This is a genomic window from Bartonella sp. B1098, from assembly GCF_944896145.1.
GTDB lineage: Bacteria > Pseudomonadota > Alphaproteobacteria > Rhizobiales > Rhizobiaceae > Bartonella.
In genome coordinates, this window is the sequence record NZ_CALYLP010000003.1 from 40,160 (window position 1) to 65,202 (window position 25,043).

The following is a 25,043-nucleotide window of genomic DNA, read 5'->3' on the forward strand; positions in this document are numbered from 1 at the left end:
GCAAAAGCTATGTGCGATCAGTATCGATTTACAATATTAGGCTGTGGCCCCTCTCCAGGCGTTCCACGACCTAATGGCGATTGGGGTATATGTGATCCCAATAACCCTAAAAATAAACGCTACAGAAGTTCTTTATTAGTTGAACGCATTAAACCATCAGGAAAAAAAACAACTGTCGTTATTGATACAGGTCCAGATTTTCGCTCACAAATGATTGATGCGCGTGTAAGTCATCTTGATGCTGCTCTTTACACGCATTCTCATGCAGATCATATCCATGGTATTGATGATTTACGCAGCTACGCACTTGCACAAAAATGTTTAATCGATATCTATGCAGACAGGTTTACACTAGAACATCTCAAAAATGCTTTTGGATATTGTTTTCAAACACCAAAAGATTCTTCTTATTCACCTATCTTAAAAGAGCATCTTATCGATGAAGATAGCCAATTTATTATTCAAGGGCAGGGGGGAGCAATAAGCGTCAATACGCATTTACAATATCACGGAAATATTCATTCCTTAGGTTTTCGTATTGGGAATGTTGCCTATTGTACAGATGTTAGTGAATTTCCTAAAAAAACATTACCCAAATTAACGGATTTAGATGTTCTTATTATTGAAGCCCTTCAATTTAAACCTCATCCGAGTCATTTTTCTGTTGATCAAGCATTACAATGGATAGAATATCTAAAGCCCAAACACGCCATACTTACACATATGGACAGATCGCTAGATTACAACGAGGTTATCAATTATGTTCCAGCTTATGTAAAACCGGCACATCAAGGTCTTATTTTTGAAACAAAGGCATAACCCCACTTAACGTAATATTCCACGTAAATAAAAACACTTTCTAATAAATTATCCTTTATTTTGTTTTATTTTTGTCGTAATGAGCGCTTCTTTATGTCAAAAGTAAGTTTTTTTATGCATAAGAGTTTTAAGCGGGGAATATGTATTGTGTGGCTTTAGCGGTTTCCTTGACAGCATGTGGGGGGGCGTTTAGAAAAAAATATTTCAACGACAACATTACATGATGGAACAATGAGTTGTGCCGATATTCAACGGGAATTTTTTGCTAATAAACGTCAGATTAATGATACAATTGCAGAGCGTTCTAAAGCAAGAAATAAAAATGTAGCTTTAGCAGCAGCAGGTATTATATTTGTGCCTGCTTTGTTTTTTATGGATGTAAAATCAAGCGAAAGTAATGAAATTGCAGCTTTAAATAATCGTAATGCTGTTTTGAGTGATCTTGCACGTATAAAACGTTGTAGAATAGCACAATAATTTTTCTTATTTATTATTTTAATATTTAAGATAATATAACTTAAAGGCTTATTTTTTTATAGTTTATTTAAATTAAAAAGATAAAATACTTTATTATATTATTTTTTTGCCTAATTATTGCCATAGTTTTGTTTTAAAAGAGAAACATGCGACATAAATATGATGCATTTATCAAAAATGAGGCGTCGCTTGTTTCTATTGGGAGTGGACTTTTATTTTTATATCGTTTTATCGCATAATATATATTATGGAACTTTTATGGAAAGGGATTAATTATGACAGTGGCACTTTGGGGAACAATAGCATCATTATTATGGATATTTTGTGCAAAAGCAGAAAGTCCTTTGCAATTGTGGTGGGTACCTTTTATTTAAAGAATAACTTATTAAAAAGACGGGCCAGTCATTCTGGCCCAATTTTTAATTATAATTGTTTTTTATTCTTTTTAAAAAAATCATTATAATTTGTAAGACCACAAAAGCTAAGAATAATATTCCATGAAATAATGGTACAAATGGCTGATCAACAAAATTGGAATAATAAAGTGTTATTGTTTCAATCAATGCTGCAAGACACCATAAAATAATGCCCCATAAAGAGTACATCCAAAGTCCAATCAAGGCAATAGGATAGAGAATAGCCAATATTGTTGATGCAAATTGCCACTGCCAAGGCATAAGGTCAAAACGCCATAAAATACCCGGAAAAACACCAACAAGGCGTACCCAATAAAAAATACTCAAGCTCAAGCAAATAAGCGCCAAAAACCGTAAATAACAATTATAAATTAACTTGATTTTTGAAGTCCGTTTGTGAGAACTATTTTTCACAATAATAACTCTTGTTTAACAGGTTGGAAATAAGAATCTACCATTTCATCAGTTACATTTGAAAGTTTATCAGGCTGCCATTGAGGTGTTTTGTCCTTATCAATTAACATAGCCCGTATTCCTTCATAAAAATCGTGTGAATTAATCATATGATGTGCAATACGGTTTTCAGTTTTCATACAATCTTCCAAAGTTTGAGCTGTATTTTGCCTCATTTGTTTCCAGATAACTTTTAAACTTATCGGAGAACGTGACTGCAAAATATCATAACATTCTTTAGCAAATAAAATACTTTCATTACTTTTTTTATGAAGCAATTCAAGACATTCTTCTAATGTCTGGGCACTAAAACAAGTGTTAATAATACAACGTATTTCATGACTCGTTCCATAGTCTTTTGTAATTGCGTGCTCATTTAAAGCTAAAGTAGGATCTCCCTGCTCAATAACTGCTTTCCTAATTATATCGAATTTAACTTCAGGAACGGCATGTGTTGCTAATCCTAAATTTAAACAGTCTCCCCATTTTATATGTGCACCAGTCAATGCAAGATAAATACCAAAATAATTGGGAAGAGATGGTAAGAAAAAACTTGCACCAACATCTGGAAAAAATCCAATCGCAGCTTCTGGCATAGCAAAAACTGTATTTTCTGTAACAATTCGATGGGAACCATACAGAGAAATACCTACCCCTCCTCCCATCCAAATACCGTTTAAGAAAGAAATATAAGGCTTTGAAAAACGTTTAATATAAGCATTTAAACTATATTCCTCTCTAAAATATTGATAAGCAGAGGCACTTTTCCTCATATGATAGATTTCTACAACATCTCCACCAGCACAAAAAGCACGTCCCTCCCCTTCAATTAAGACACATGAAATATCATTATCCGTTTCCCATGTCTTGAGAGCTTTTTTTAAAGCGGAAACCATTCGCCCATTAAGAGCATTTAAGGCTAAAGGGCGTGTAAGCTTTATAATACCAGCACACCCTTTTTTCGTAAAAGAAATATCATTATCCGCTCCAAAATCAATTTGCATCTCACACCCTTCTTAAAACAATTACTCTATTGTTTTTTTTATATTTTTCTCCCCAAGTTGGGGAAATATTTGCATGATCGCGCCAATACAATATATATAAATCCCTGTTATTGAAATTCCTATTTTAACCCAATAGGGAGCTTCTAATTGATAAAAGAAGGCCGCAACACCAAAGAAACACCATAAGAGAAAAATTGGAAAATTAATTCTCCGTAAACGACGGACTCTTACAGGATGGATGAAATAAATTGGTAAGAAAGATATAATGGCCGATAAAACAATAATGATAAAGGTAATCCACTCCCCTGGCCTTACGACAAAAAGTGTAAAAACCATCATATTCCAAACGACAGGAAATCCTTTAAAAAAGTTTTCTTTGGTTTTCATACCCGTATCGGCATAATAAATAGCCGATGAAATAACAATAACTGCACTCAATGAAAAAGATAGCCCTACCCCCATAAAACCGCTTTGATAGAAGGCAAAAGCAGGAATTAAAACATAAGTTACATAATCAATGATATTATCTAACAGCTCTCCAGACCATGTTGGAAGGACGTATTTAACATCAAGTTTGCGTGCAATGGGTCCATCTATACCATCAACGAGAAGTGCAAGCCCAAGCCAACAGAACATAGCTGTCCATTCTTTTTGAGAAGCCGATATAAGAGAAAGAAACGCTAAAAATGATCCCGAAGCTGTTAGTAAATGGACAGAAAAAGCCTTTGCTTGTGGCATTGTTACTTTTTTATGGCGTAATAATTTAGCATTTGTTTTGATTTTTTTTGTTAGTTTACGTTTCAAGGTTTTCTTATCCTCGTTTTTACAGTCTTTATCCATCTACCAATACGCCATTTTTACCCATGATATGACTCAGTATAAAAAAAAATCGTAAAAAGGTTACTTTTTTATATCGCATTATTTATTACATAATATAATAGAAGAGCTTCATACAATAAAAAGAGAGCAATCATTTGGAAATGTTAAAATATTTGCTCTATTGAGAAAAGGCTCAACTTGTTGTGATACTTGAAAAGAAAGAACATAACGCTATTGCTGTTATTGGTGCAGGCCCTGTCGGGATGTTAGCCGCATTGAGGCTTGCGCATAAGGGGGGGGCTGTTTTTCTTGTTGGCCCCCCCCCTGCTCTTACAGATGAGTTACGGACAACAGCTCTTATGATGCCTGCAATACGTACGCTCCAAAAACTTAATATTTGGAATAGTCTTCAAAAAAAGGCTGCAGCTTTATCGTACATGAGAATTATCGATATAACTTCTAGGATTGTACGTGCGCCTACGGTGCATTTTTCTTCTGCTGAAATTGGTGAAAAAGCTTTTGGCTATAATATACCCAATGTAAAATTGAACTCTGCTTTATTCGATGCTGTTACACAGATGCCTAATATTAAAAGATTTGTTTCTGAAGCTAAATCTTTTCATCACACAAAAAGCCATGTATCTATCACTCTTGCTGATGATCGAGTCATTCAAGCACCCCTTGTTATTGCTGCTGATGGACGCCATTCTCTTACGCGTGCGGCAGCAGGGATAACTGTCAAACAGTGGGACTATCCACAAAAAGCACTTGTTCTCAACTTTTCTCATGAATTTTCTCATCAAAATACATCAACTGAATTTCATACAGAACATGGTCCATTTACACAGGTTCCGCTCCCTGGACGAAGATCCAGTCTTGTATGGGTTGTTCACCCTTCTCGTGCTGAAGAATTATTGAATATAGAATCAAAAGAAATTGCAAAAATAATCGAAAATCAAATGCAATCAATGCTTGGAACGCTAACCTTAGAAACATCAATTCAAGCATGGCCGCTTTCAGGACTTCTCGCTCATTATTTTGCTGCGAATCGAACGATCTTAGTGGGTGAAGTTGCTCATGTTTTTCCTCCTATTGGGGCACAGGGATTAAATTTAGGATTCCGTGATGTCCAAACTTTGATTGATATTTTACCCAATCAAATATCCGATTTTAACTCTGAAATGATTGTTACACAATATAACCAATACCGCAAACCAGATATATTAATCCGCAGTGGAGTTGTTCATACCCTCAACTCTGCTTTACTTTCTCATATGTTACCTGTTCATATCATGCGCAGTCTTGGGCTTAGTCTATTACATCATTGTTCGCCATTACGTAATTTATTTATGCGTGAAGGAATGTATCCAGGTTACGGATTCAAGGAAATGATGTCAATATTTCCAACAAAATCACCAAAACAACTCTATTGAGAAATAAGAGATAATAACGAAAAATAAATGCTAATTTTATATCTAACTTACTCAGGTAAACTGAAAAAAATAATAAGTACATAACCTATAAATAACCAAAGAAATAGTTATTTTTAATAATGCATTTTGTAAGTACATTTATTTAGTAAAAATATAATATTCTAGCATACAATAAAAAAGAATTACTTCATGATTTAAGAGATAAATATAATTCAAATCCTTTTTACCAGTTTTATAAAAATTCATACTAGAATGTTCGTTTTATTGATTTACGTGCTTGTTTTAAAGCAACATCTCGCACTTAAACTCGTTTCTCGTAATAGCGCCTGCATTAATAATATAAACGGAAAACTATTAAACACAATCATTTTTACGCTTATGATGGTTGCAAACCTGTGCACACAGAGCTGTTTGTCATCCTCTAATGTTTTAGAACTCTCTTATATTTGAGACTGTTTCTAAGCGATATTTTATTCCCTTTACTCCTACACCAGATTCTTTGGGTTTGTATCACAATATATTATAATTAATATTTCTATAGCTCATATTATATAAAACATTACTCTATATATTTGGTGTATTGATATGAAATAATTTAAAAATATAATATATATTTATTATAATCCTGTATGAAATATCAAATTTATAGATAAAAAATAGTTTTATTTAATCAATAAAGTTTCAATTTTTTTGTTAAGTATAATATTAAAAATAAAATCATCTTGGGAACCTGTTAGCAATACAATGGTTAATGAAGTGTGTTATTTCAACAGAGAGTGACAAGATGAACCTAAATAACATTTTGAAATTAAGTGTTTTTTTTATGATGATTGTATGTGTTTCATTGATCGTCACGACTTCAATCAGTGAAGTTTTTCAACTTCCTTATTGTCAAACCTTTACCTATAGCTCTAGTCAAAATGTCACTAAAATAGGTCAGAATTCATTTACTGCTTCACAAATTAAAAATTGTCTTATGCAAAACGGTTTTGAGAACATTAAACGATTGCGTTTAGATGACAAAGGTATCTGGCGTGCTTTAGTAAAATTTAAAAAGTCCCATTTTTTCGTGTCCGTTGACTATTCAGGAACAGTTAGCATTCAAAATGAAAGAAAAAAATATGATTGAGTTTAAAACTTCTATTCATCGTTGTAAGAAAAATTTTTTCAAAAAGTGCTATCATTCTATTAAAGAATTTGCTTTCATTGGCGGTTTAAATGGTAGCATATCAGGAGCAATCGCAGCAACTCTTGCTACTTATGGTTACATTGCCCTTCCAGGATTTGGTCCACTTATCGCAATGGGTATAGGAGTAGCACTTTCTGCCGGAACAATAATAGGAGCGCTGATAGGATCCGGAATGGGCGTGAGTGTTGGTATATGCTGTATTTTATGGGAAATTTATATCAATCATAGTCGTCCTTTCTCTTATAAATTTCGCAATGAATAGAAAGCTATTGTCATTTTTTCTATGAACAGAACATTAAAACAACAAGAAATTATAGGCTCTGTTTTTTGCTGAAATGATCATCATACTATTAGATAACTTATTAAAATTGCTTGATTAATTTCTTAATATATCTCAAAAAAATATATTTTTTTAAGTATCCCTTGAAGAAATGTAAGCGAGATATAATTATCCACCTATAACAGCTATATTTTTATAGCTCAAAAAATAAAAGTTATGTTTAAAAATACACTTTAATTTATTTATTCTTTATAAGAATTAATATTTCCATGTAGTTTATTTTTTTAAATTAAATTTAGGATATTTTTGTGTATTTAATAATACGTATTACTACTAAAATATTTAAATTAAGACTATTTTGATAGATAAAATTTATTTAAAGTAAGTATAAAGGTATTTTATGAAAAAATATTTACTCTCATTATTTGTTTTTATGGCGTTTTTAATGCATAAAAACTCTGCATTAGCACTATCAACAACAGTAAATATTTATAAACTAGAAGATAATAATTCCAAAAAAGCTATTGGTAGCATTAAAATTGAAGAAAGTACATACGGTTTGATTTTCATTCCTAATTTATCGACTTTACCAGAAGGGATGCATGGTTTTCATGTACATGTAAATCCTTCATGTGATACAAAAGATGGCGTAATTGCTGGAAGCGCAGGAGGACATTATGATCCTGAACATACCGGAAAACATTTAGGACCTTATAATGTCGATGGTCATCTTGGTGATTTACCAGCATTGTATGTTGATAAACAAGGATATGCCACGATGAGTGTTCTTGCTCCACGATTGAAAAAAATCTCTGAGATTATAGGACGCTCATTAATGATTCATTTAGGGGGTGATAATCAATCAGATAAGCCATTACCGCTTGGTGGAGGTGGTGCACGTCTGGCGTGTGGCGTTATTGAATAAATAAAGAGGGTATTATGATAAGCTGTATCGTATACACTTCCTTTATCATAAAATGTGATAGAAATTTATTTTTTAGTTCCATTTCAAAAAGTTAAGTAATATGAAAATATTTTATAAAATCATATTTCTTTTTGAATCTTTAATGTGGATGATAAAGCACTTAACAGTAATCGAGACTAACAGAATAGCAGTATAAATTCTTCATAAGAAAACTTTAGTATGAGGAAATAATATTTTAATATTTGATTCGTACGCAAAAATAAAAAACTTTTAAACAATAGAGTCCTTTAAAAAATAACCTTTATGACTCCTATATGATCCCAATCGGATGGACGCATCTTGCCGGTTAATAGAGCCATCTTCTGTTCTACTTTCTGTATTGTCCTCTACTGCATCAATTTCAGCACTATCTGTTTGTTTTGTAAAATAATACTGCCGTGGTCGTCCTTCAGTGGTTTTAATTTCTGGATAACGCTTTTACTAAGGTCGCTGAGATCCTATTTCAGCGACAATTTGCTGAATAAGAGCTGTATCATTCTTAAGGGGAGTGATTGTTGCCGTTGAACGCTTTTGTTTTTGACGGCATTTTTCCGGATAACTTTCAAATATCCATTGTGCAATTTCTCGAGCTGTAAATTTTCTTGTCGGATTTTTCTTTAAAAAATTAAAAACAGTGTTTGTTAAATTCAAAGTCATACGTAAAATTATTTCCTTTTATCCTCTGGATATCCCATTATATTCAAACTTTTCAAAAGACAGAACCATAAACTGTTTAACTTTTTTCAAAAAAACTTATTTATAAAATTAAAATATTCTTTTAATTTGTAACTATAAACTTAAGGATTTTTTTCGTATAAAGAAGGTAAGATTGTATTTTTGTCAAAAATTGTAAATAAGCAGAAAATCCCCATAAAAAGCCTAATCTTGTATAAATTTTCTAAACATTTTTTTATTTTTATGTAGTTAGAAAAAATAATATTTTTTTGATTTAAAAGAAACCTTAATATTTTTAAATTAATGATACAGTAATACAAAAACTAAAAATAATATTCAAACATTTGATTAAGCCTCACATTCTTCAATTAAAACATACTTTGAACTTTTGGACTAAAATCCTGTTTTAATTTTTCATAAATAGTCAAATTTGGCACTAACACAAAAAAGTGATGCCTACGACCTGCTAAATAAAGATAGCTGATAAAAGCGCCCATAAGCCGCCTTTTCCCCACACCCGTTGCTAAGGCAAAAAAACAAAAAGAAGGAAAGTTTCGTTTAAAGTCTTGTACAGAAGGATAAAGACTTTTTATCACTTCTAACTTTGTAGCCAAATCAGCATTTTTAGAAAGTTCTAACTTTTCTAAGATGTTCGCCAAAGTATTTAAAGATTTACTTTGAGGATCACGCAAGGATAGGCGAGCAGAAAGCCTTTTTTCAACAGTGTTCATGAAAAACTCCGCTTTTTATATATTATTCAAATAAATCTAATTCTGCTTGTGTATTATCTTTATCTTTGTTGCTTTCTTTTACCATAATCATTGGTTCAAGATTGGCTATATTTAAACTGTAATTATCCCTCCCCCATTCACATTTTTCCAATATTGCACGGGGAATTTTGGTCAGTGTCAAATTCTCAAAGGATGTTTCTTTTGTATCAAAGGCAGTACAACAAATCAGCAATGTGCGATGGGAACCTACCTCTTCGCTTATAAGACGGAGTTGTTCATGGGTCATAACACTTGTTGTTACATAAATATAATCTGTTTCGGTTGAATAGCCTTGCATCCAATAATAATTTTCATCCGGCGCATAGGTAAATCTCATATGTTTACACATCGCTTCTGAAAGCAGCAGCATTATATTTGCGACTAATAATCCATTGTCCCCATGGATCTTTTTCTAACAGAGAAAGTGCAAGACGATAATAACGGAATCCACCGCCACCCTGCCAATTGACACTTTGGGAAATTCCCCCTTGATCCGTTCCATCAATCACCTGTTTTAAACGAGGAATAATATGGGTATGACAATGTTTACTAAGTTCAATCATAATCCACTGCGTCCCATTTTATGAACAACAGCACCAGTCGTGCCAGAACCTGCAAAGGAATCTAAGACAAGATCACCGAGATTAGTTGTAAGTTGTATGATGCGTTCTATTAACCGTTCAGGTTTGAGAGTTGTAAAAACATCATAAGAATTAAAAGCTTTGACTTCTCTTTTGGCATCTTGATTGTGCCCTACTTCCGTAAGGGGCAAATAATGGTCATTGAAACCATACGTCTTTTACTTCTGATAAAAAACGCTTTATCGAGGGAACATTGCTTCCTGTTGAACCAAACCAAATACGATTATCTTTCAATAATTCAGAGAATTTTTTTTCACTTATAGCCAAACTTCTGCCATAAGGAGGCATCACTTTGCGCCCAGAAGGTGTAGTGATTTCATAAATATCTTTAGGCGTCACCCTTTTTACAGATAAATCTCCAAGATTTCCAAGGACCCACGTAGATCATTATTAGGATTTTTATAGCGCGCATCCATATCTGTTGAACGAGGAAGCAAGTAAGGGTGCCAAATCATTTTATCTTTGGCATAAACCATTATAAAATCATGGTTATTGGAAAGCTATTTTGTATCATTTTGTGGTGCATATTTCTTTTGCCAAATAATATTGTTGATGAAATTTTGGCGACCAAAAATTTCATCCATCATTACTTTAAGATAGGCCTGTTCGTCATCATCAATCGATATCCAGATACTTCCATCATCCGCAAGCAAATGATGTAATAATTCTAATCTATCTCTCATAAGACCAAGCCATATGTGGAGTGCTCCAAACCATCTTCATAATGCTCAAAGGCATTGCCTGTATTATAAGGTGGATCAATATAGATGCATTTTACCTTTCCCGTATATTCTTGCTCAAGTGCTTTGAGTGCGAGTAAATTATCACCAAAAATAAGTTTATTATCAAAAATATCTTGGGATGATATTTGATGCGAGGCATGATAAGACTTTTTAAGATCTTCTAATAAGATACGAGGCTCCAGTTTGGGGCGTCTTTCTTTTCCAATCCAGATAAGTTCTAATTTGGGTGTATTATAATGCATGTGATCGTTTTTAAATTTAACTGTTTACGAAAAGCGATGTATTCATGAACAGTATTGTTAATACCATCCGACAGCAATTTGCGCTTCTTCTGACATACACTCAGGTGTCCACGGTGGATCAAAAGTCATCGTGACTTCAACATGAGAAACCCCTTCAACGGCTCTGACAGCATTTTCTACCCACCCTGGCATTTCACCCGCAACAGGACAGCCTGGCGCTGTAAGAGTCATTTCAATTTTTACTGAACGATCATCTTCAATATCAATACGATAAATCAATCCTAGCTCATAAATATCAGCAGGAATCTCTGGATCATAAACTGTTTTAAGAGCAGCAATAATATCATTCGTCATACGATCAATTTCGTCTGCGGGAATTGCTGATATGTAAGATTTTTCATTTTCGCTTACAGTTTTAGCAGATTCTGTAGAATGACGCTCTTCTATTAACTCACCCATTAAAAAATGTCCTTGTTTCTTTTAATGCTTCGACTAATTGATCTATATCCTCTTGAGTATTATACATGGCTAACGATGCACGACAAATAGATGTTAAACCAAAATGCTGTAATAAAGGCTGCGCACAATGAGTTCCCGCACGGATTGCAACTCCTTTTCTATCAATAAACATAGCAATATCATGAGCGTGAATCCCTTCAATTACAAATGATATAATAGCGCCTTTATTAGGAGAGCTACCATAAATACGCAATGATTCAACGGTTTTAAGCTTTTCATGCGCATAAGCTGAAAGGGACATTTCATGGGCATGAATTGTACTGAGGCCTTTTTCTTGTATATAATCAATAGCCGCAGCTAATCCAATAGCTTCAACGATAGGAGGTGTACCTGCTTCAAAACGATAAGGAGGAGCATTATAAAGAACCTTATCGGTTGTTACCTCCTCGATCATTTCACCTCCCCCTTGAAAAGGACGCATTTCCTCTAACCGATGTTCCTTACCGTAAAGAACACCAACACCTGTGGGACCATAAAGCTTATGTCCTGTAAAGACATACCAATCACAATCGAGATCTTGTACATCAACGGTTAAATGTATTGCTCCTTGAGAACCATCTACAAGAACAGGAATAGAATTTTGATGAGCTTGCTTAATCATCTCTTTAACAGGAGGCACAGTCCCTAATATATTAGACATATGTGTTATAGCGACAAGCCGCGTTTTTTTACTTAAAGCCTTTTGAAAATCCTCAATATGCAGAACTCCATTTTCATCAACAGGCACAAAAATGAGTTTAACCCCTTTTTGTTCACGCAGAAAATGCCAAGGGACAATATTTGCGTGATGTTCCATGATTGTTAGAATAATCTCATCACCTTCCTTGAGTTTGGGCATAGCCCAACCATAAGCAACTGTATTAATCGCTTCCGTTGCATTTTTCGTAAAAACAATTTCCTCAGCTTTTTGAGCATTTAGAAAAAGGCGAACAGTTTCACGAGAATTTTCATAGAATTGTGTTGCCGTATCGGCTAAAAAATACATTCCCCTATGCACATTAGCATAACGATAGTGATAATAATTATTCATTGCATTGAGTACTGATTGCGGTTTTTGAGCAGAAGCACCACTATCAAGATAGGCTAGTCGCTTTCCATAAACTTGATGATACAAAAGAGGAAAATCACGTCGAATTTCATCGACATTATAATTGAATGTTTGTACGTCATTTTCCATTTTTTCTCTCTTAAACATTTTTTGCAAGCCATTGACCAATGATATTCTCCAAAACAGTCTGGATATTCTCTTGCTTGATGTCATCAATAAGCTCGGCAATAAATCCTTTAATCAAAAGAGCACGAGCCATTTTAAAGGGAATACCGCGCGCCATGAGATAGAAAAGATAATCATGATTAATATTAGCAACTGTCGCTCCATGACCGCAGACAACATCATCGGCAAAAATTTCCAGTTCAGGCTTTGCATTAAATTCTGCATCATCTGAAAGGATAAGGCTATTGCAAGCCATGCGTGCATCTGTTTTTTGCGCTTTTTGAGCAACACGTATGATACCTTGAAAAACACCCACAGCCTTATCTGTAACTACATTGCGTATAATTTCAGTTGATGTTGAATTTTCTTCCACATGACGAACAGTCATTGTAAGATCACTATGGCTTTGTCCTGATAGTAAATTTATAACGCGTAATTGAAAATTAGATTTTTCTCCCTGTAACTCGATATCGACTTCCTGACGATTGAGTTGACTCCCTATATTAATGACATAAAGTGATAATTTTGCTCCTTGAGCAAGAACGGCACGTAATCGACCAAACTGCGTAGAATTACAACCACGATTGCGAATAAGAATCCATGTAACTTCACTATGAGCGGCAATATTTAATGAAAATATTGAACTGACAAAGGTCTCTTGATCATTACCAACCTGATGTTCAATAAACATAACTTGACTATTTTTATCAACTTTTATGTCTGAAAAAGTATGAGATTGCCCTCCCATTTGTATATTTTGTAATTCAATGGGCCTATTTAACTTTGTATTTTCAGGAATATGAAAAAGCCACCCCTCTGTAACGAAAGCTGTATTTAATTGCCCAATAAAGTCCTCATCAGAAATATTTTGATCTATCGATACAGAATTGTTTTCTAATGCATCTGAAAGGCGTTTTACTGTAATCTTGCCGACCTTTGACTGCGCCACTATTTTTCCATTGTTCATGGAAAAAACAGCGCTTTCTGAAAGTAATGCATCAACCGATTGACTGTCTTGGTCTTTTGCAAAATCGCTCACAGACTTCAGTAACGTACGCAGATTGGTATAATGCCAATTTTCGATTTTACGAGAAGGAAGACGTGTTGTTTGAAACTGATCAATAGCTTTCTTGCGGATTGCTTTCACAGCTTTATCACCCGGTAGGTCATTGATATACTGATTAAATTTACTAAGTATATCCTCTTCAACCGCTAATAAGTTTTGCTGTATCTTCATAATACCCTCAAACCGCCTCCTTGATAAGGTCAGCATACCCATTTTGCTCTAAATAAAGCGCTAAGGATTTGTCTCCGCTTTTAATAATTCGTCCTTTATAGAGAACATGTACCGTATCAGGAATAATATAATTAAGTAGCCGTTGATAATGGGTAATCACCAAAAATGAACGTTTTGAATCCCGAAGTTTATTAACACCATCTGCAACAATTTTTAATGCATCAATATCTAAACCAGAATCCGTTTCATCTAAAATGCAAAGTTTAGGTTCAAGAAGTGCCATTTGTAAAATTTCAGCGCGTTTTTTTTCTCCCCCTGAAAAACCTACATTTAATGGACGTTTTAGCATATCCATATCTATTTCAAGTTTCGCTGAAACCTCTTTAACATATTTTATAAATTCAGGAATTTTAAGCTCTTCATCACCACGTGCTTTGCGTTGAGAATTCATTGCGACTTTTAAAAATTCCATCGTTGCTACTCCTGGTATTTCCATTGGATATTGAAATGCAAGAAAAATACCATATGCAGCACGTTCTGCTGGATCCATTTCTAAAATTGATTGGCCATTATAGAGAATATCGCCTTCTATTACTTCATAATCATCACGACCAGCTAGCAAATAAGACAAAGTTGATTTTCCGGCACCATTTTGTCCCATGATCGCGGCAACTTCTCCATCTTGAACCGTCAAGTTTAAACCACGAATAACTTCTGTATCAGTCCCGGCAATACGGGCGCGCAAATTTTTTATCTCTAACATCATTAAATCCTGTTCTGGCTGTTTTTTTCAGATACCAATGCGTACTATTTTGCCTTAACATCCATCTCTTTTGTAATCACCATAAAGGTCATTTTTTACATTATTTTCTACTGTTACAGCCGTTTTGCATCAAGTCTTCGATTTCTCTCATTAAATAAAATTATCCAACACTCCCCTCAAGGCTAATACCAATAAGCTTTTGTGCCTCGACAGCAAACTCCATGGGAAGTTTTTGAATAACTTCTTTTACAAAACCATTGACAATTAATGCAATTGCCTCTTCTTCGGAAATTCCTCTCTGCATAACATAAAAAAGTTGGTCATCAGAAATTTTTGATGTGGTGGCTTCATGTTCAAATTGAGCTGTTGCGTTTTTTGCTTCAATATAAGGCACTGTATGTGCCCCACAATCATTCCCGATTAACAAACTATCACATTGTGTGAAGTTACGCGCATTTTGTGCTTTTCGATGGGCTGTGACTTGTCCTCGATAAGTGTTATTTGAAAAACCAGCAGAAATGCCTTTGGAAATAATACGACTGGAGGTATTTTTTCCTAAATGAATCATTTTTGTACCGGAATCAATTTGTTGGTAACCGTTTGCAACAGCAATAGAATAAAATTCTCCACGCGCATTATCACCACGGAGTAAACAGGATGGATATTTCCAAGTAATCGCAGAACCAGTCTCAACTTGTGTCCATGAAATTTTAGAGTTATGTCCTCTACAATCTCCACGCTTCGTCACAAAATTATAAATACCGCCCTTTCCCTCTTTATCGCCAGGGTACCAGTTTTGTACTGTAGAATATTTAATCTCTGCATTTTCAAGTGCAATAAGCTCAACGACAGCAGCATGAAGTTGGTTTTCATCACGTTGGGGAGCTGTACACCCTTCAAGATAAGAAACATAGGAATCTTCAGCAGCAATAATCAATGTTCGCTCAAATTGCCCTGTATTGCGTTCATTAATTCTAAAGTAAGTTGAAAGCTCCATAGGACAACGAACCCCTTTGGGAATATAAACAAATGAACCATCAGTAAAGACAGCTGCATTTAAGGCTGCATAATAATTGTCCCCTACTGGTACAACTGTTCCCAAATATTCTTTAATAAGCTCAGGATGTTCAATAATTGCCTCTGAAATAGAGCAAAAAATTACACCAGCACGCGCCAACTCTTTTTTAAATGTTGTCACAACCGAAACAGAATCAAAAACCGCATCAACAGCCACCTGCCCCGATACAGACACACTGTCATCAAAAGTAGAAGGATCAGACTGTTTTCTTACCCCTGCTAAAATCTCTTGTTCCTTAAGAGGAATACCAAGTTTTTCGTATGTTGCTAATAACTCAGGATCCACTTCGTCCAAAGATTTTGGTCCCGTATGATCTTTAGGAGCAGCATAATAATAAAGCTCCTGAAAATCAATTTTAGGATACTCAAGACGCGCCCAATGAGGCTCTTGCATTGTCAGCCAACGACGGTAAGCTTGTAAGCGCCATGTTAACATCCATTCAGGCTCATTTTTTTTAGCAGAAATAAATTTAATAATATCTTCATTTAAACCTTTCGGCGCTTTATCCGTTTTAATTTTCGTTTCAAAGCCATATTTATATTGGTCAACATCTATTTCACGGACTTGGCGTATCGTTTCTTGTACTGCCGGCATAAATCTTCTCCATTTTTTGGCATCAAAAACCGGTAACTAAAAGTCTTGTTTTTACAAAATTAAAATTAAGCAAGTTATTTCTTAAGGCTATAGCCAAAGTGCTAAAATTTCAATCAAAGTTATTTTATTTTTTAAAATAATTCTAATTTTTATAATTTTCTCATGATAAAATTTCATCCTTTTTTCTGCTTATCATTTGAGAAAAAAATAATAGAAAATCATCAATATCTTCAAAGGTTGTATCACGACCCAGCGAAATGCGAATGGCACCATTTGGAACATGATACCCCATTGCTTCCAATACTTTGCTTTGTTTTACTTTTCCCGAAGAACAAGCAGAACCAGCTGATACAGAAAATCCTTCTAAGTCAAAAGCAATTTGCATGGTTTCAGCTTTTATATTTTTCACGGTAAAGTAAGTTGTATTTGGCAAACGTTGAACTCTTTTGCCAAAAATTTCAATATTTTGACTTATTTTTTGGAGTCCATCTTCTAATTTATTACGTAAATATAGTAACTGTTTTATTTCTTCCTGTGTGAGACAATCAGCCATTGCTGCTCCAAAAGCAGCAATAAGGGGCAATGCTTCTGTTCCTCCACGTAAGCCTTTTTCTTGTCCCCCCCCGATAATAAGAGGATATGGCATAAGGAGATTGCCACATGAAACAAAAGCCCCAACTCCTTTAGGACCACCAACTTTATGGGCAGATAGTATAAAAAAATCTCCTCCTAGCTGATTAATATCAACAAAATTTTTATCGATATATTGTGATAAATCAACAATAAGAGTACCGCCTAAATCACGAACAATAGCCACTATTTCTTTTAACGGTTGAATAACACCCGTTTCACTATTTGCAGCTTGAATAGCAACAAGAGGTAAACCTTTTGTTTTATCGTGAGCCCTTAAGAGTGATGCTAATTTATCTTGTTGAATAAGCCCATCTTGATCAACAGCAATGACGCTTATCAATTCTTTAGAGAAACGCCCTCCTTCTGCAACAGAAGGGTGTTCAGTCGCTCCAAGGTAAAGATGGGAAAATTGAACCTTTGCATTCCCCATCGTATAAAAGGGTGTTAACAAAGTCATTGCTGCTTCACTCGCACCAGAGGTAAAGACAACATTATCCGGATCTGTTTTAAGATTTTCAGCGATTTGTCGACGCGCCTTTTGCAATAAAGTTTTAGCAGCACGCCCTTCCTTATGAACAGATGATGGATTACCAAATATCTCTAAAGATTCCAGTAATGCCATCCGTGCCTTTTTTTTGAGCGGTGTTGTTGCGTTATGATCAAAATATCGGCGTTTTATAACCATTTTACATCGCAATCATGAATCTTATGAATTGATGAAAAAAATAGCGCAATTTTCTTGAAAAGTGCACTTAAAAAAGAATATCTAATGATTATTTAAGAGATTCTATGGTAAAAGTCGACCAAGGTCAATGAGAGCCTTTATAGCATTTAAGGAGCATTTATTTTATGCCAGAAATTATTTTTAACGGTCCTGCGGGTCGGCTCGAAGGGCGTTATCAACCTTCCCAACAAAAAAATGCGCCCATTGCGATCATTTTGCATCCTCATCCTCAATTTGGTGGAACGATGAATCATAAAATTGTTTATGATCTCTTTTATATGTTCCAACAACGTGGCTTTACAACTCTCCGTTTTAACTTTCGTGGTATTGGTCGCAGTCAGGGGGAGTTTGATTATGGAATAGGAGAACTTTCAGATGCTGCAGCAGCTCTCGATTGGGTGCAAACACAACATCCAGACTCTAAAAATTGCTGGGTGGCAGGATATTCATTTGGAGCATGGATTGGTATGCAGCTTTTAATGCGTCGACCGGAAATTGAGGGATTTATCTCTGTTGCCCCTCAGCCTAATGTTTATGACTTTTCATTTCTTGCACCTTGTCCCTCATCTGGGCTTATCATTCATGGTGGTATTGATAAAGTCGCCCCCCCAAAAGACGTTCAAATGCTTGTCGATAAATTAAAAACACAAAAAGGTATCATCATCACACAAGAAATACTGGAAGGAGCTAATCACTTTTTTAGTGGATGCCATGAAGAACTTATTGAACGATGTGCCCACTATTTGGATAATCATATTACCAATGAATTTCTCGCTCCCCCTCCTGAAATACTTTCACTCACTTAGGAAAACACAACAGGTTTATAAAAAAGTCAGCAAAAGCCATCCCTGATCATAACAAAGTGATTTTTTTAGACTGTGTTTGCGATTTTTCTAAATTTTATTTCAGGATAGAAATAAGGATAAAAAAGTGTCTTTTTTATTTACTGGTTTCCGTTAAATTCCCTTTTTAAGCGTAAAAAGGGAATAATGCCTGTATTATTATCTTCATTACCAATATGTCGGGTTCTCTTGTGATATATGTCATTTATGGTAGATAAAGCATAAATGATCCATTATATAATCATCTATTATATAAAATGATTGCCCTCTTAAATTAGGAAATTAACTCTGTGTTTGCCTTTAAATCTGATTTTTTACACATTATGAGCGAACGTGGTTTTATCCACCAAATTTCGGATGAAAAAGGCTTAGATGATCTTTTTTCAAAAGAAACTGTCAGTGCTTATACTGGATTTGATCCAACAGCATCAAGCTTACATGCTGGAAGTCTTCTTCAAATTATGATGCTTTATTGGTTACAAAAAACGGGCCATCGCCCCATTGCTTTGATGGGCGGAGGGACAGGATTGATCGGTGATCCTTCCTTTAAAGATGAAGCACGACGGCTTCTAACACAAGATGATATCGCTGCAAATATTGATGGTATTAAAAAGGTATTTGCTAACTATTTGACATTCGGTGATCGAGAAAGCGATGCTTGTATTGTGAATAATGCTGAATGGTTGTGCAATTTAAACTACTTAGAACTTTTGCGTGATGTAGGAAAACATTTTTCTGTCAACCGTATGTTATCATTTGATTCTGTTAAACTCAGACTTGAGCGTGAACACTCTTTATCCTTCTTAGAGTTTAATTATATGATTCTGCAAGCTTATGATTTTGTTGAACTTTATAAACGTTACGGACTGCGTATGCAAATGGGGGGGTCTGATCAATGGGGCAACATTATTAACGGAATCGAATTAGGGCATCGTTTAGGAACACCACAATTATATGCATTGACATCACCATTGCTGACAACCTCTTCCGGTGCCAAAATGGGTAAATCATTGAATGGAGCTATATGGCTTAATGCCGATATGCTTTCACCTTATCAATTTTGGCAATATTGGCGCAATACAGAAGACGCTGATGTAACACGATTTTTAAAGCTCTATACCACATTACCCATGGATGAGATTCTTAAACTTTCTCTCTTACAAGGAACTGAAATTAACGAAGCAAAAAAAATTCTTGCAACAGAAATTACCGCAATGTTGCATGGGCGGACTCTTGCCGATGTAGCCGCAGAAACTGCCCGCAAAACATTTGAAGAAAAAACACTTGGAGAAAATCTTCCAACAGTTGAAATGAACGCAATAGAATTAAAAACGGGTGCTGGATTACTCTCTCTTTTAGTAAAAGCAGGACTTGCAAAATCAAACAGTGAGGCGCGCCGTCATATTCAAGGTGGAGGGATACGTGTTAATGATCAAATCATAAAGGATGAAACACACCTTATTATTGAAAAAGATGTCACGACAGAAGGAATCATTAAACTTTCTTTTGGTAAGAAAAAACATGTATTGATCAAACCTTTATAATCTATCGATGTCTCATTCATTCTATAGATTTTTCTCCCATGAGAGTGATGTTTCTTACGCCTTCTTTAATCATTTTTTTATTGAGCTTTTATAAAAGAATAATTTTTATATGATAGCGAAAAATCTTTGAAAATTTTATTCTAGAGAGTTGAAACTTTATTCCTTCTCTGTATGCTACTCATTGATCTTTTCACTCAAAAAGAAAGATAAAACATGACGAAATCAATGAAAGGGATTCTTGCTCCTGATTTTAACTTGCCACGCGATGGAGGAGAGATAGTCTGTCTTTCTGACTTTAGAGGCAAACCTGTTGTCTTATATTTTTATCCCAAAGATGATACAAGTGGATGTACAAGCGAGGCACTTGATTTCACGAAATTAAAGACGAAATTTGATGAAATCGGTGTTGCTGTTATTGGCATTTCTCCAGATAATGTAAAAAAACACGATAAATTTAAAGAAAAACATGGACTTGATGTCATTTTGGTTTCCGATGAAGAGAAAACAACCCTTGAAGCTTATGGTGTTTGGGTAGAAAAAAGCATGTACGGACGCAAATATATGGGTGTCGAACGAAGCACTTTTTTAATTGATGAAAATGGAAACATTGCAGAAGAATGGCGCAAAGTAAGCGTATCAGGACATGCTGAAAATGTTTTAGCTGCTGCAACGCTTTTACACCGTCATGATGGTGTATAAAATAGTATACTTTTAGAAGCAACAGAATCCTTCCCCAATAGATTTTATTTTTCCAACGGATTCAGTTTTTACAATATGTTTATTTATAAGGATAACTGATTATTTATTTTTTAAATTAATCCTCCTGATATCGTAAATTTTCTCCTTTCAGATTTTTCTTATCTTAAATGAATCAAAAATGAATTCATTTACACGTCATAAGTAGGTCGGGGTGTGAGAGGAAACTATTAAAAAAAAACAAGAAGATACCTCTTTGAACCATTCAACTATCAAGGGCTATTAATATATTACAACATCCATAAAACGAGCAATTTAAGAAATAAATCTGAACAGTTTGAAGGTGGAATATATCATTAACGAATATCCTCAACTTCTTTGTCTTTTCCATAAATACGCTGAGAAAGTGCGGCCTCTATAAATGCATCTAAGTTTCCATTAAGGACGGATTGTGGATCAGTATTTTCAATCCCTGTACGTAAGTCTTTTACAAGTTGATAAGGTTGAAGAACATAAGACCTAATTTGATGTCCCCATCCGATTTCTGTTTTAGAAGATTCAACTGCATTGCTTTCTTCTTCTCTTTTTTTGAGCTCCTCTTCATAAAGACGGGCACGGAGCATTGACCAAGCGGTGGCGCGATTTTTATGCTGAGAGCGCTCCGTTTGGCATTGAACAACAATACCTGTTTTTATATGTGTAATGCGAACAGCAGAATCTGTCGTATTAACATGTTGTCCTCCTGCTCCCGATGCACGATAGGTATCAATACGCACATCTGCTTCTGAAACATCAACTTCAATATCATCATCAATAACAGGATAAACCCAAATGCTTGCAAAAGAGGTATGGCGCTTTGCATTTGAATCAAATGGAGAAATTCGTACCAAGCGATGAACACCTGATTCTGTTTTTAACAATCCATAAGCATTATGCCCTTTTACAAGAATCGTCGCTGACTTTATTCCTGCTTCTTCTCCATCATGAATTTCTAAAACTTCAACCTTCATTTCATGCTGTTCAGCCCAGCGCATATACATACGCAATAACATAGAAGCCCAATCTTGGCTTTCTGTTCCCCCTGCTCCAGCATGAACTTCTAAATAGATATCATTAGGATCAGCCTCTCCTGAAAGAAGCACATCAATTTGCTTTTTATCGATCTCACTTTTAAGATTACGTATTGAATTTTCCGCATCGGCGATAATTTCAACATCACTTTCTTCTTCGCCCATTGCAATGAGCTCAATGCATTCTTCAAGTGTTTTTGTAAATGATAAAAGACTATTGATTGAATCATCAAGACGTTGACGCTCACGCATCATATCCTGTGCTTGTTGTACATCATCCCAAAGTGTAGGATCTTCTGCTTTTTGATTAAGATATTCGAGACGTTTTAGTGATTGATCCCAGTCAAAGATGCCCCCTTAGCAACTGAATTGCTTGTCGGATTTCATCAACTAATGTTTCTATTTCTGCTCGCATAATTTAACACCGTATTTTTTTACACTCTTTCTGGTTATGTCCTTAGTTTTTATACAATTTTAATAGCTTTTATCAAAAAACGGAACGAATCCATCATTCTATTTACAGGACTAACACTATTAAAAAACAGATAAAAACCAAGACTCATGGCAAAAGAAATTTTGTTGGTTAATACAGTCCCCCTGTCCCACTTTCAAGCGCTTTATTAACTTGTGGAGACGTGGTTATTGCTGGAACACCTTCTTGAAAAGAATTTGTCCCTCCAATGACTTGATATATATCAGCAGGACCAGTCCCTGGTTTAAATGCTTCTATAATGACATCTTGATCTCCTCTTTCCGCAAGCATTCCTGTTTTCCGATTAATTGGCATTAAAATCATACCCTTTGGCATCTTAAAGGGAACATCCGGCTTTCCTTTAAGAGCATCTTCCATAAATTCACCAAAAATAGGGGCAGCCAAGGAACTTCCCGTCCCGTTGTATCCCAACGATGCTGGTTGATCGTAACCAACAAAGACACCAACGACGAGGTCAGGGGTAAATCCCATAAACCAGACATCTTTAGAATCATTGGTGGTTCCTGTTTTAGCGGCAATATGTCTATTGAGATAACGTAAACGCGCTGCAGTACCACGCTGAACAACCCCTTCCATCATCGATGTAATCTGATAAGCCGTCATAGGGTCAAGAACTTGATCTCTTTCATCAATCAATGTGGGTTCTCTTTGATTATTCCATGAATGCGTATTACAATTTTCACAAATACGATCATCATGACGATAAATTGTCTTCCCATAACGATCTTGAATTCGGTCTATCAGAGAAGGTTTAATAGAGCGCCCCCCATTGGCAATAACAGAATAAGCTGTAACCATCCGTAACACTGTTGTTTCAGCTGCCCCTAGGGCCATGGGGAGATACGGTTGCAATTTATCGACTACGCCAAAACGCTCTGCATATTCAGCGACAAGAGGCATTCCCATATCATTGGCAAGCCGTACTGTCATAAGATTGCGAGAATGCTCAATACCATAACGCAGTGTTGAAGGCCCAGCAAAGGTACCACCATAATTTTTAGGTTGCCAAACTTCACCATTATATTGGCGAACTTCGATAGGACCATCTAAAATAACTGATGCTGGTGTATACCCGTTATCAAGTGCTGCTGAGTACACAATGGGCTTAAAAGCAGAACCAGCCTGACGATAAGCTTGTGTTGCACGATTAAATTCAGATGCAGCAAAAGAAAAACCTCCCACCATTGCAAGAACGCGCCCTGTATGCGGTTCCATAGCAACAATCGCCCCTTCAACCTTAGGGATTTGTTGTAAACGATAAGTGTTGTTTGTATTGGGTAGTTTTTCAACAAAAATGACATCTCCAACTTGAAGAACATGAGACAAGCTCTGAAAAGTTCTTCGATAACCATTTTCTTTCACAACATGAAGTGCCCATTTTGAATCAGCTTCAGATAAAACAGCAATTTCTCGTTTTTTTGAGAGCATACCAGAAGCTTCGCGCTGCGGCTGTAAACCAATTTCTACTTTATTGGAGTTTGCAGAAAGAACAACCGCTAAACGCCATTCAGGAACATCACTTAATCCTGTGATATTTGCAAGCTCTATCCCCCAATCATCTTTTTTATCAATATGCGCATAAGCTCCACGCCATCCGTGTGCATGATCAAATTTAATTAATCCATTATGCAAAGCCTGCCGAGCAATAAACTGTAAATGTGGGTCAAGCGTTGTACGGATCGAAAGTCCACCTTCGTAAAGTGTTTTAGCCCCATAGCGATGCATTAAACGGCGACGCACTTCTTCAGTAAAATAATCAGCCGCAAAAACATAGTTATCACTTCCGCGTATTGTCGCTCCCAAAGGTTTAGCTTTTGCTTTTTCTCCTTGTTCACGGGTTACATACCCATTTGCAACCATCCGGTCTATAACCCAATTGCGCCGATCAATAGCACGCTGTGTATTCTTAAATGGATCATAATTTGCTGGACCTTTTGGAAGAGCCGCCAAATAAGCACATTGTTCTAACGTCAGATCATTGACGGATTTATTAAAATAGGTCAAAGAGGCAGCAGCTATACCATAAGTACCACGCCCCATATAAATTTCATTGAGATAAAGTTCGAGAATGTGATCTTTTGAGTAAGTTTTCTCAATACGCATTGCTAAAATAGCTTCCTTAAATTTACGCTCTAATGTTGTTTCTGAACTTAAAAGAAAGTTTTTAGCGACTTGTTGCGTTATAGTTGATGCGCCTTCTGGACGTCTTCCAGAACCAATATTACGAATATTATTGATCAAAGCGCGAGAAAGCCCTTCGGGATCTAAACCAAAATGATGATAAAAATTTTTATCTTCAGCCGAAATAAAAGCATCTTTAACAAGCTTTGGGATTGATTGAATCGGTAAATAGAGGCGATGTTTTGTTGCAAACTCTGCCATAAGACGGCCATCAGCAGCATGGACACGAGTCATTACCGGTGGCTCATAAAGTGAAAGAACTTCATAATCAGGAAGTGCATTTGCTTGACCACTGGTCATAACACCCCATGTTATCGCGCCACAAAGTCCAGTAGCAACAAAAAAACGAAGAAGATATTTAAAAAAAATCATCATAAAAACGGCTATCGCTTTCTTCAGAATTAATCAAAGAAAAAATATGTTATTTCAATCACACTACGTGGATATCACCACAAGATTGAGAAAAAGAAAATTTGTTTTCTATCTTTATATTTATACTAGGGTAAACTAAAATCCCATATTAATTACTCT

26 protein-coding genes and 2 pseudogenes are annotated in these 25,043 nt (G+C 35.4%); 9 read left to right on the plus strand and 19 right to left on the minus strand.

Annotation, left to right across the window (positions count from 1 at the left end; genetic code table 11):
• Positions 1–9 precede the first annotated feature (9 nt).
• Positions 10–819, plus strand: coding sequence for an MBL fold metallo-hydrolase (locus NNJ85_RS04555; protein WP_254473988.1), 810 nt, complete (start codon positions 10–12; stop codon positions 817–819).
• A gap of 114 nt (positions 820–933) precedes the next feature.
• A pseudogene (locus NNJ85_RS04560) lies at positions 934–1,296 on the plus strand (hypothetical protein).
• 419 nt (positions 1,297–1,715) lie between these two features.
• Here NNJ85_RS04560 and NNJ85_RS04565 read toward each other — a convergent pair.
• From NNJ85_RS04565 to pcsA, 3 genes are read right to left on the minus strand one after another with little or no spacing between them, the layout of a single operon-like run.
• Positions 1,716–2,126 carry a DUF6163 family protein gene (locus tag NNJ85_RS04565; protein WP_254473992.1) on the minus strand — a complete coding sequence of 137 codons (411 nt, stop codon included), beginning with the start codon at positions 2,124–2,126 and terminating at the stop codon, positions 1,716–1,718.
• Positions 2,123–3,169: an enoyl-CoA hydratase/isomerase family protein gene (locus NNJ85_RS04570; protein WP_254473994.1), complete on the minus strand. Its 1,047-nt coding sequence runs from the start codon at positions 3,167–3,169 to the stop codon at positions 2,123–2,125. Before NNJ85_RS04570 ends, NNJ85_RS04565 begins: the two co-directional genes overlap by 4 nt.
• A 21-nt stretch (positions 3,170–3,190) precedes the next feature.
• Positions 3,191–4,009, minus strand: coding sequence for a phosphatidylcholine synthase (gene pcsA, locus NNJ85_RS04575; protein WP_254473996.1), 819 nt, complete (start codon positions 4,007–4,009; stop codon positions 3,191–3,193).
• Between the two features lie 182 nt (positions 4,010–4,191).
• Here pcsA and NNJ85_RS04580 point away from each other — a divergent pair, with 182 nt between their 5' ends.
• From NNJ85_RS04580 to sodC, 4 genes are all read left to right on the plus strand, one after another.
• Positions 4,192–5,421: a UbiH/UbiF family hydroxylase gene (locus tag NNJ85_RS04580; RefSeq protein WP_254473998.1), complete on the plus strand. Its 1,230-nt coding sequence runs from the start codon at positions 4,192–4,194 to the stop codon at positions 5,419–5,421.
• Between the two features lie 784 nt (positions 5,422–6,205).
• Positions 6,206–6,550, plus strand: a complete 345-nt coding sequence (locus NNJ85_RS04585) for a hypothetical protein (protein ID WP_254473999.1) — start codon at positions 6,206–6,208, stop codon at positions 6,548–6,550.
• Positions 6,528–6,872, plus strand: coding sequence for a hypothetical protein (locus NNJ85_RS04590; RefSeq protein WP_254474000.1), 345 nt, complete (start codon positions 6,528–6,530; stop codon positions 6,870–6,872). The genes NNJ85_RS04585 and NNJ85_RS04590 overlap by 23 nt, the downstream gene beginning before the upstream one ends.
• 463 nt (positions 6,873–7,335) lie before the next feature.
• Positions 7,336–7,815, plus strand: coding sequence for a superoxide dismutase [Cu-Zn] SodC (gene sodC, locus NNJ85_RS04595; RefSeq protein WP_305883489.1), 480 nt, complete (start codon positions 7,336–7,338; stop codon positions 7,813–7,815).
• Positions 7,816–8,295: 480 nt separating this feature from the next.
• Here sodC and NNJ85_RS04600 read toward each other — a convergent pair whose 3' ends face one another.
• From NNJ85_RS04600 to NNJ85_RS04665, 14 genes and pseudogenes are all read right to left on the minus strand, one after another.
• Entirely contained in the window at positions 8,296–8,511 is a 216-nt protein-coding gene (locus NNJ85_RS04600; RefSeq protein WP_254474003.1) for a hypothetical protein, read from the minus strand.
• Between the two features lie 404 nt (positions 8,512–8,915).
• A pseudogene (locus tag NNJ85_RS04605) lies at positions 8,916–9,260 on the minus strand (DEAD/DEAH box helicase family protein); the annotation flags it as partial.
• Between the two features lie 22 nt (positions 9,261–9,282).
• A complete protein-coding gene (locus tag NNJ85_RS04610) occupies positions 9,283–9,636 on the minus strand; it encodes a hypothetical protein (RefSeq protein WP_254474007.1) in 354 nt (117 codons plus the stop codon).
• Positions 9,637–9,640: 4 nt separating this feature from the next.
• Entirely contained in the window at positions 9,641–9,862 is a 222-nt protein-coding gene (locus NNJ85_RS04615) for a hypothetical protein (RefSeq protein ID WP_254474009.1), read from the minus strand.
• The gene (locus NNJ85_RS04620) at positions 9,859–10,071 is read right to left on the minus strand and encodes a DNA methyltransferase (protein ID WP_254474011.1); all 213 of its coding nucleotides are present in this window, start codon (positions 10,069–10,071) and stop codon (positions 9,859–9,861) included. Before NNJ85_RS04620 ends, NNJ85_RS04615 begins: the two co-directional genes overlap by 4 nt.
• Positions 10,072–10,078: 7 nt before the next feature.
• Positions 10,079–10,279, minus strand: a complete 201-nt coding sequence (locus NNJ85_RS04625) for a hypothetical protein (RefSeq protein WP_254474013.1) — start codon at positions 10,277–10,279, stop codon at positions 10,079–10,081.
• Positions 10,280–10,440: 161 nt separating this feature from the next.
• Positions 10,441–10,623, minus strand: a complete 183-nt coding sequence (locus tag NNJ85_RS04630) for a DNA methyltransferase (protein WP_254474015.1) — start codon at positions 10,621–10,623, stop codon at positions 10,441–10,443.
• Positions 10,620–10,925 carry a site-specific DNA-methyltransferase gene (locus NNJ85_RS04635; RefSeq protein ID WP_254474017.1) on the minus strand — a complete coding sequence of 102 codons (306 nt, stop codon included), beginning with the start codon at positions 10,923–10,925 and terminating at the stop codon, positions 10,620–10,622. Before NNJ85_RS04635 ends, NNJ85_RS04630 begins: the two co-directional genes overlap by 4 nt.
• Before the next feature lie 57 nt (positions 10,926–10,982).
• A complete protein-coding gene (locus tag NNJ85_RS04640) occupies positions 10,983–11,384 on the minus strand; it encodes an SUF system Fe-S cluster assembly protein (protein ID WP_254474019.1) in 402 nt (133 codons plus the stop codon).
• Positions 11,377–12,621, minus strand: a complete 1,245-nt coding sequence (locus NNJ85_RS04645; RefSeq protein ID WP_254474021.1) for a cysteine desulfurase — start codon at positions 12,619–12,621, stop codon at positions 11,377–11,379. Before NNJ85_RS04645 ends, NNJ85_RS04640 begins: the two co-directional genes overlap by 8 nt.
• 10 nt (positions 12,622–12,631) lie before the next feature.
• Positions 12,632–13,894 carry a Fe-S cluster assembly protein SufD gene (gene sufD / locus NNJ85_RS04650; protein WP_254474023.1) on the minus strand — a complete coding sequence of 421 codons (1,263 nt, stop codon included), beginning with the start codon at positions 13,892–13,894 and terminating at the stop codon, positions 12,632–12,634.
• A 7-nt stretch (positions 13,895–13,901) separates the two neighbouring features.
• The gene (gene sufC, locus NNJ85_RS04655) at positions 13,902–14,657 is read right to left on the minus strand and encodes a Fe-S cluster assembly ATPase SufC (protein ID WP_254474025.1); all 756 of its coding nucleotides are present in this window, start codon (positions 14,655–14,657) and stop codon (positions 13,902–13,904) included.
• Between the two features lie 160 nt (positions 14,658–14,817).
• Positions 14,818–16,329: a Fe-S cluster assembly protein SufB gene (sufB, locus tag NNJ85_RS04660; protein WP_254474027.1), complete on the minus strand. Its 1,512-nt coding sequence runs from the start codon at positions 16,327–16,329 to the stop codon at positions 14,818–14,820.
• Positions 16,330–16,489: 160 nt separating this feature from the next.
• Positions 16,490–17,647, minus strand: a complete 1,158-nt coding sequence (locus tag NNJ85_RS04665) for a cysteine desulfurase family protein (RefSeq protein ID WP_254474029.1) — start codon at positions 17,645–17,647, stop codon at positions 16,490–16,492.
• A gap of 164 nt (positions 17,648–17,811) precedes the next feature.
• On the opposite strand from NNJ85_RS04665, the gene NNJ85_RS04670 reads away from it, so the two are divergent.
• The 3 genes from NNJ85_RS04670 to NNJ85_RS04680 all read left to right on the plus strand — a co-directional run bounded on the left by NNJ85_RS04670 (position 17,812) and on the right by NNJ85_RS04680 (position 20,771).
• Positions 17,812–18,492: an alpha/beta hydrolase gene (locus NNJ85_RS04670; RefSeq protein ID WP_139413204.1), complete on the plus strand. Its 681-nt coding sequence runs from the start codon at positions 17,812–17,814 to the stop codon at positions 18,490–18,492.
• A 326-nt stretch (positions 18,493–18,818) separates the two neighbouring features.
• Positions 18,819–20,072: a tyrosine--tRNA ligase gene (tyrS, locus tag NNJ85_RS04675; protein ID WP_254474038.1), complete on the plus strand. Its 1,254-nt coding sequence runs from the start codon at positions 18,819–18,821 to the stop codon at positions 20,070–20,072.
• Positions 20,073–20,285: 213 nt separating this feature from the next.
• Complete coding sequence (locus NNJ85_RS04680; protein ID WP_254474040.1) at positions 20,286–20,771, plus strand: peroxiredoxin; 486 nt, start codon at positions 20,286–20,288, stop codon at positions 20,769–20,771.
• A gap of 353 nt (positions 20,772–21,124) precedes the next feature.
• On the opposite strand, the gene prfB is transcribed toward NNJ85_RS04680, so the two are convergent.
• Together prfB and NNJ85_RS04690 are read right to left on the minus strand one after the other, a co-directional pair.
• Positions 21,125–22,253 (minus strand): peptide chain release factor 2 gene (prfB, locus tag NNJ85_RS04685; RefSeq protein WP_254474042.1). Its coding sequence is split into 2 segments (ribosomal slippage): positions 21,125–22,183 and positions 22,185–22,253, totalling 1,128 coding nucleotides; the frame shifts between segments, so codons are not numbered across the junction.
• Between the two features lie 168 nt (positions 22,254–22,421).
• Positions 22,422–24,887: a penicillin-binding protein 1A gene (locus tag NNJ85_RS04690; RefSeq protein ID WP_254474045.1), complete on the minus strand. Its 2,466-nt coding sequence runs from the start codon at positions 24,885–24,887 to the stop codon at positions 22,422–22,424.
• Positions 24,888–25,043: the final 156 nt, after the last annotated feature.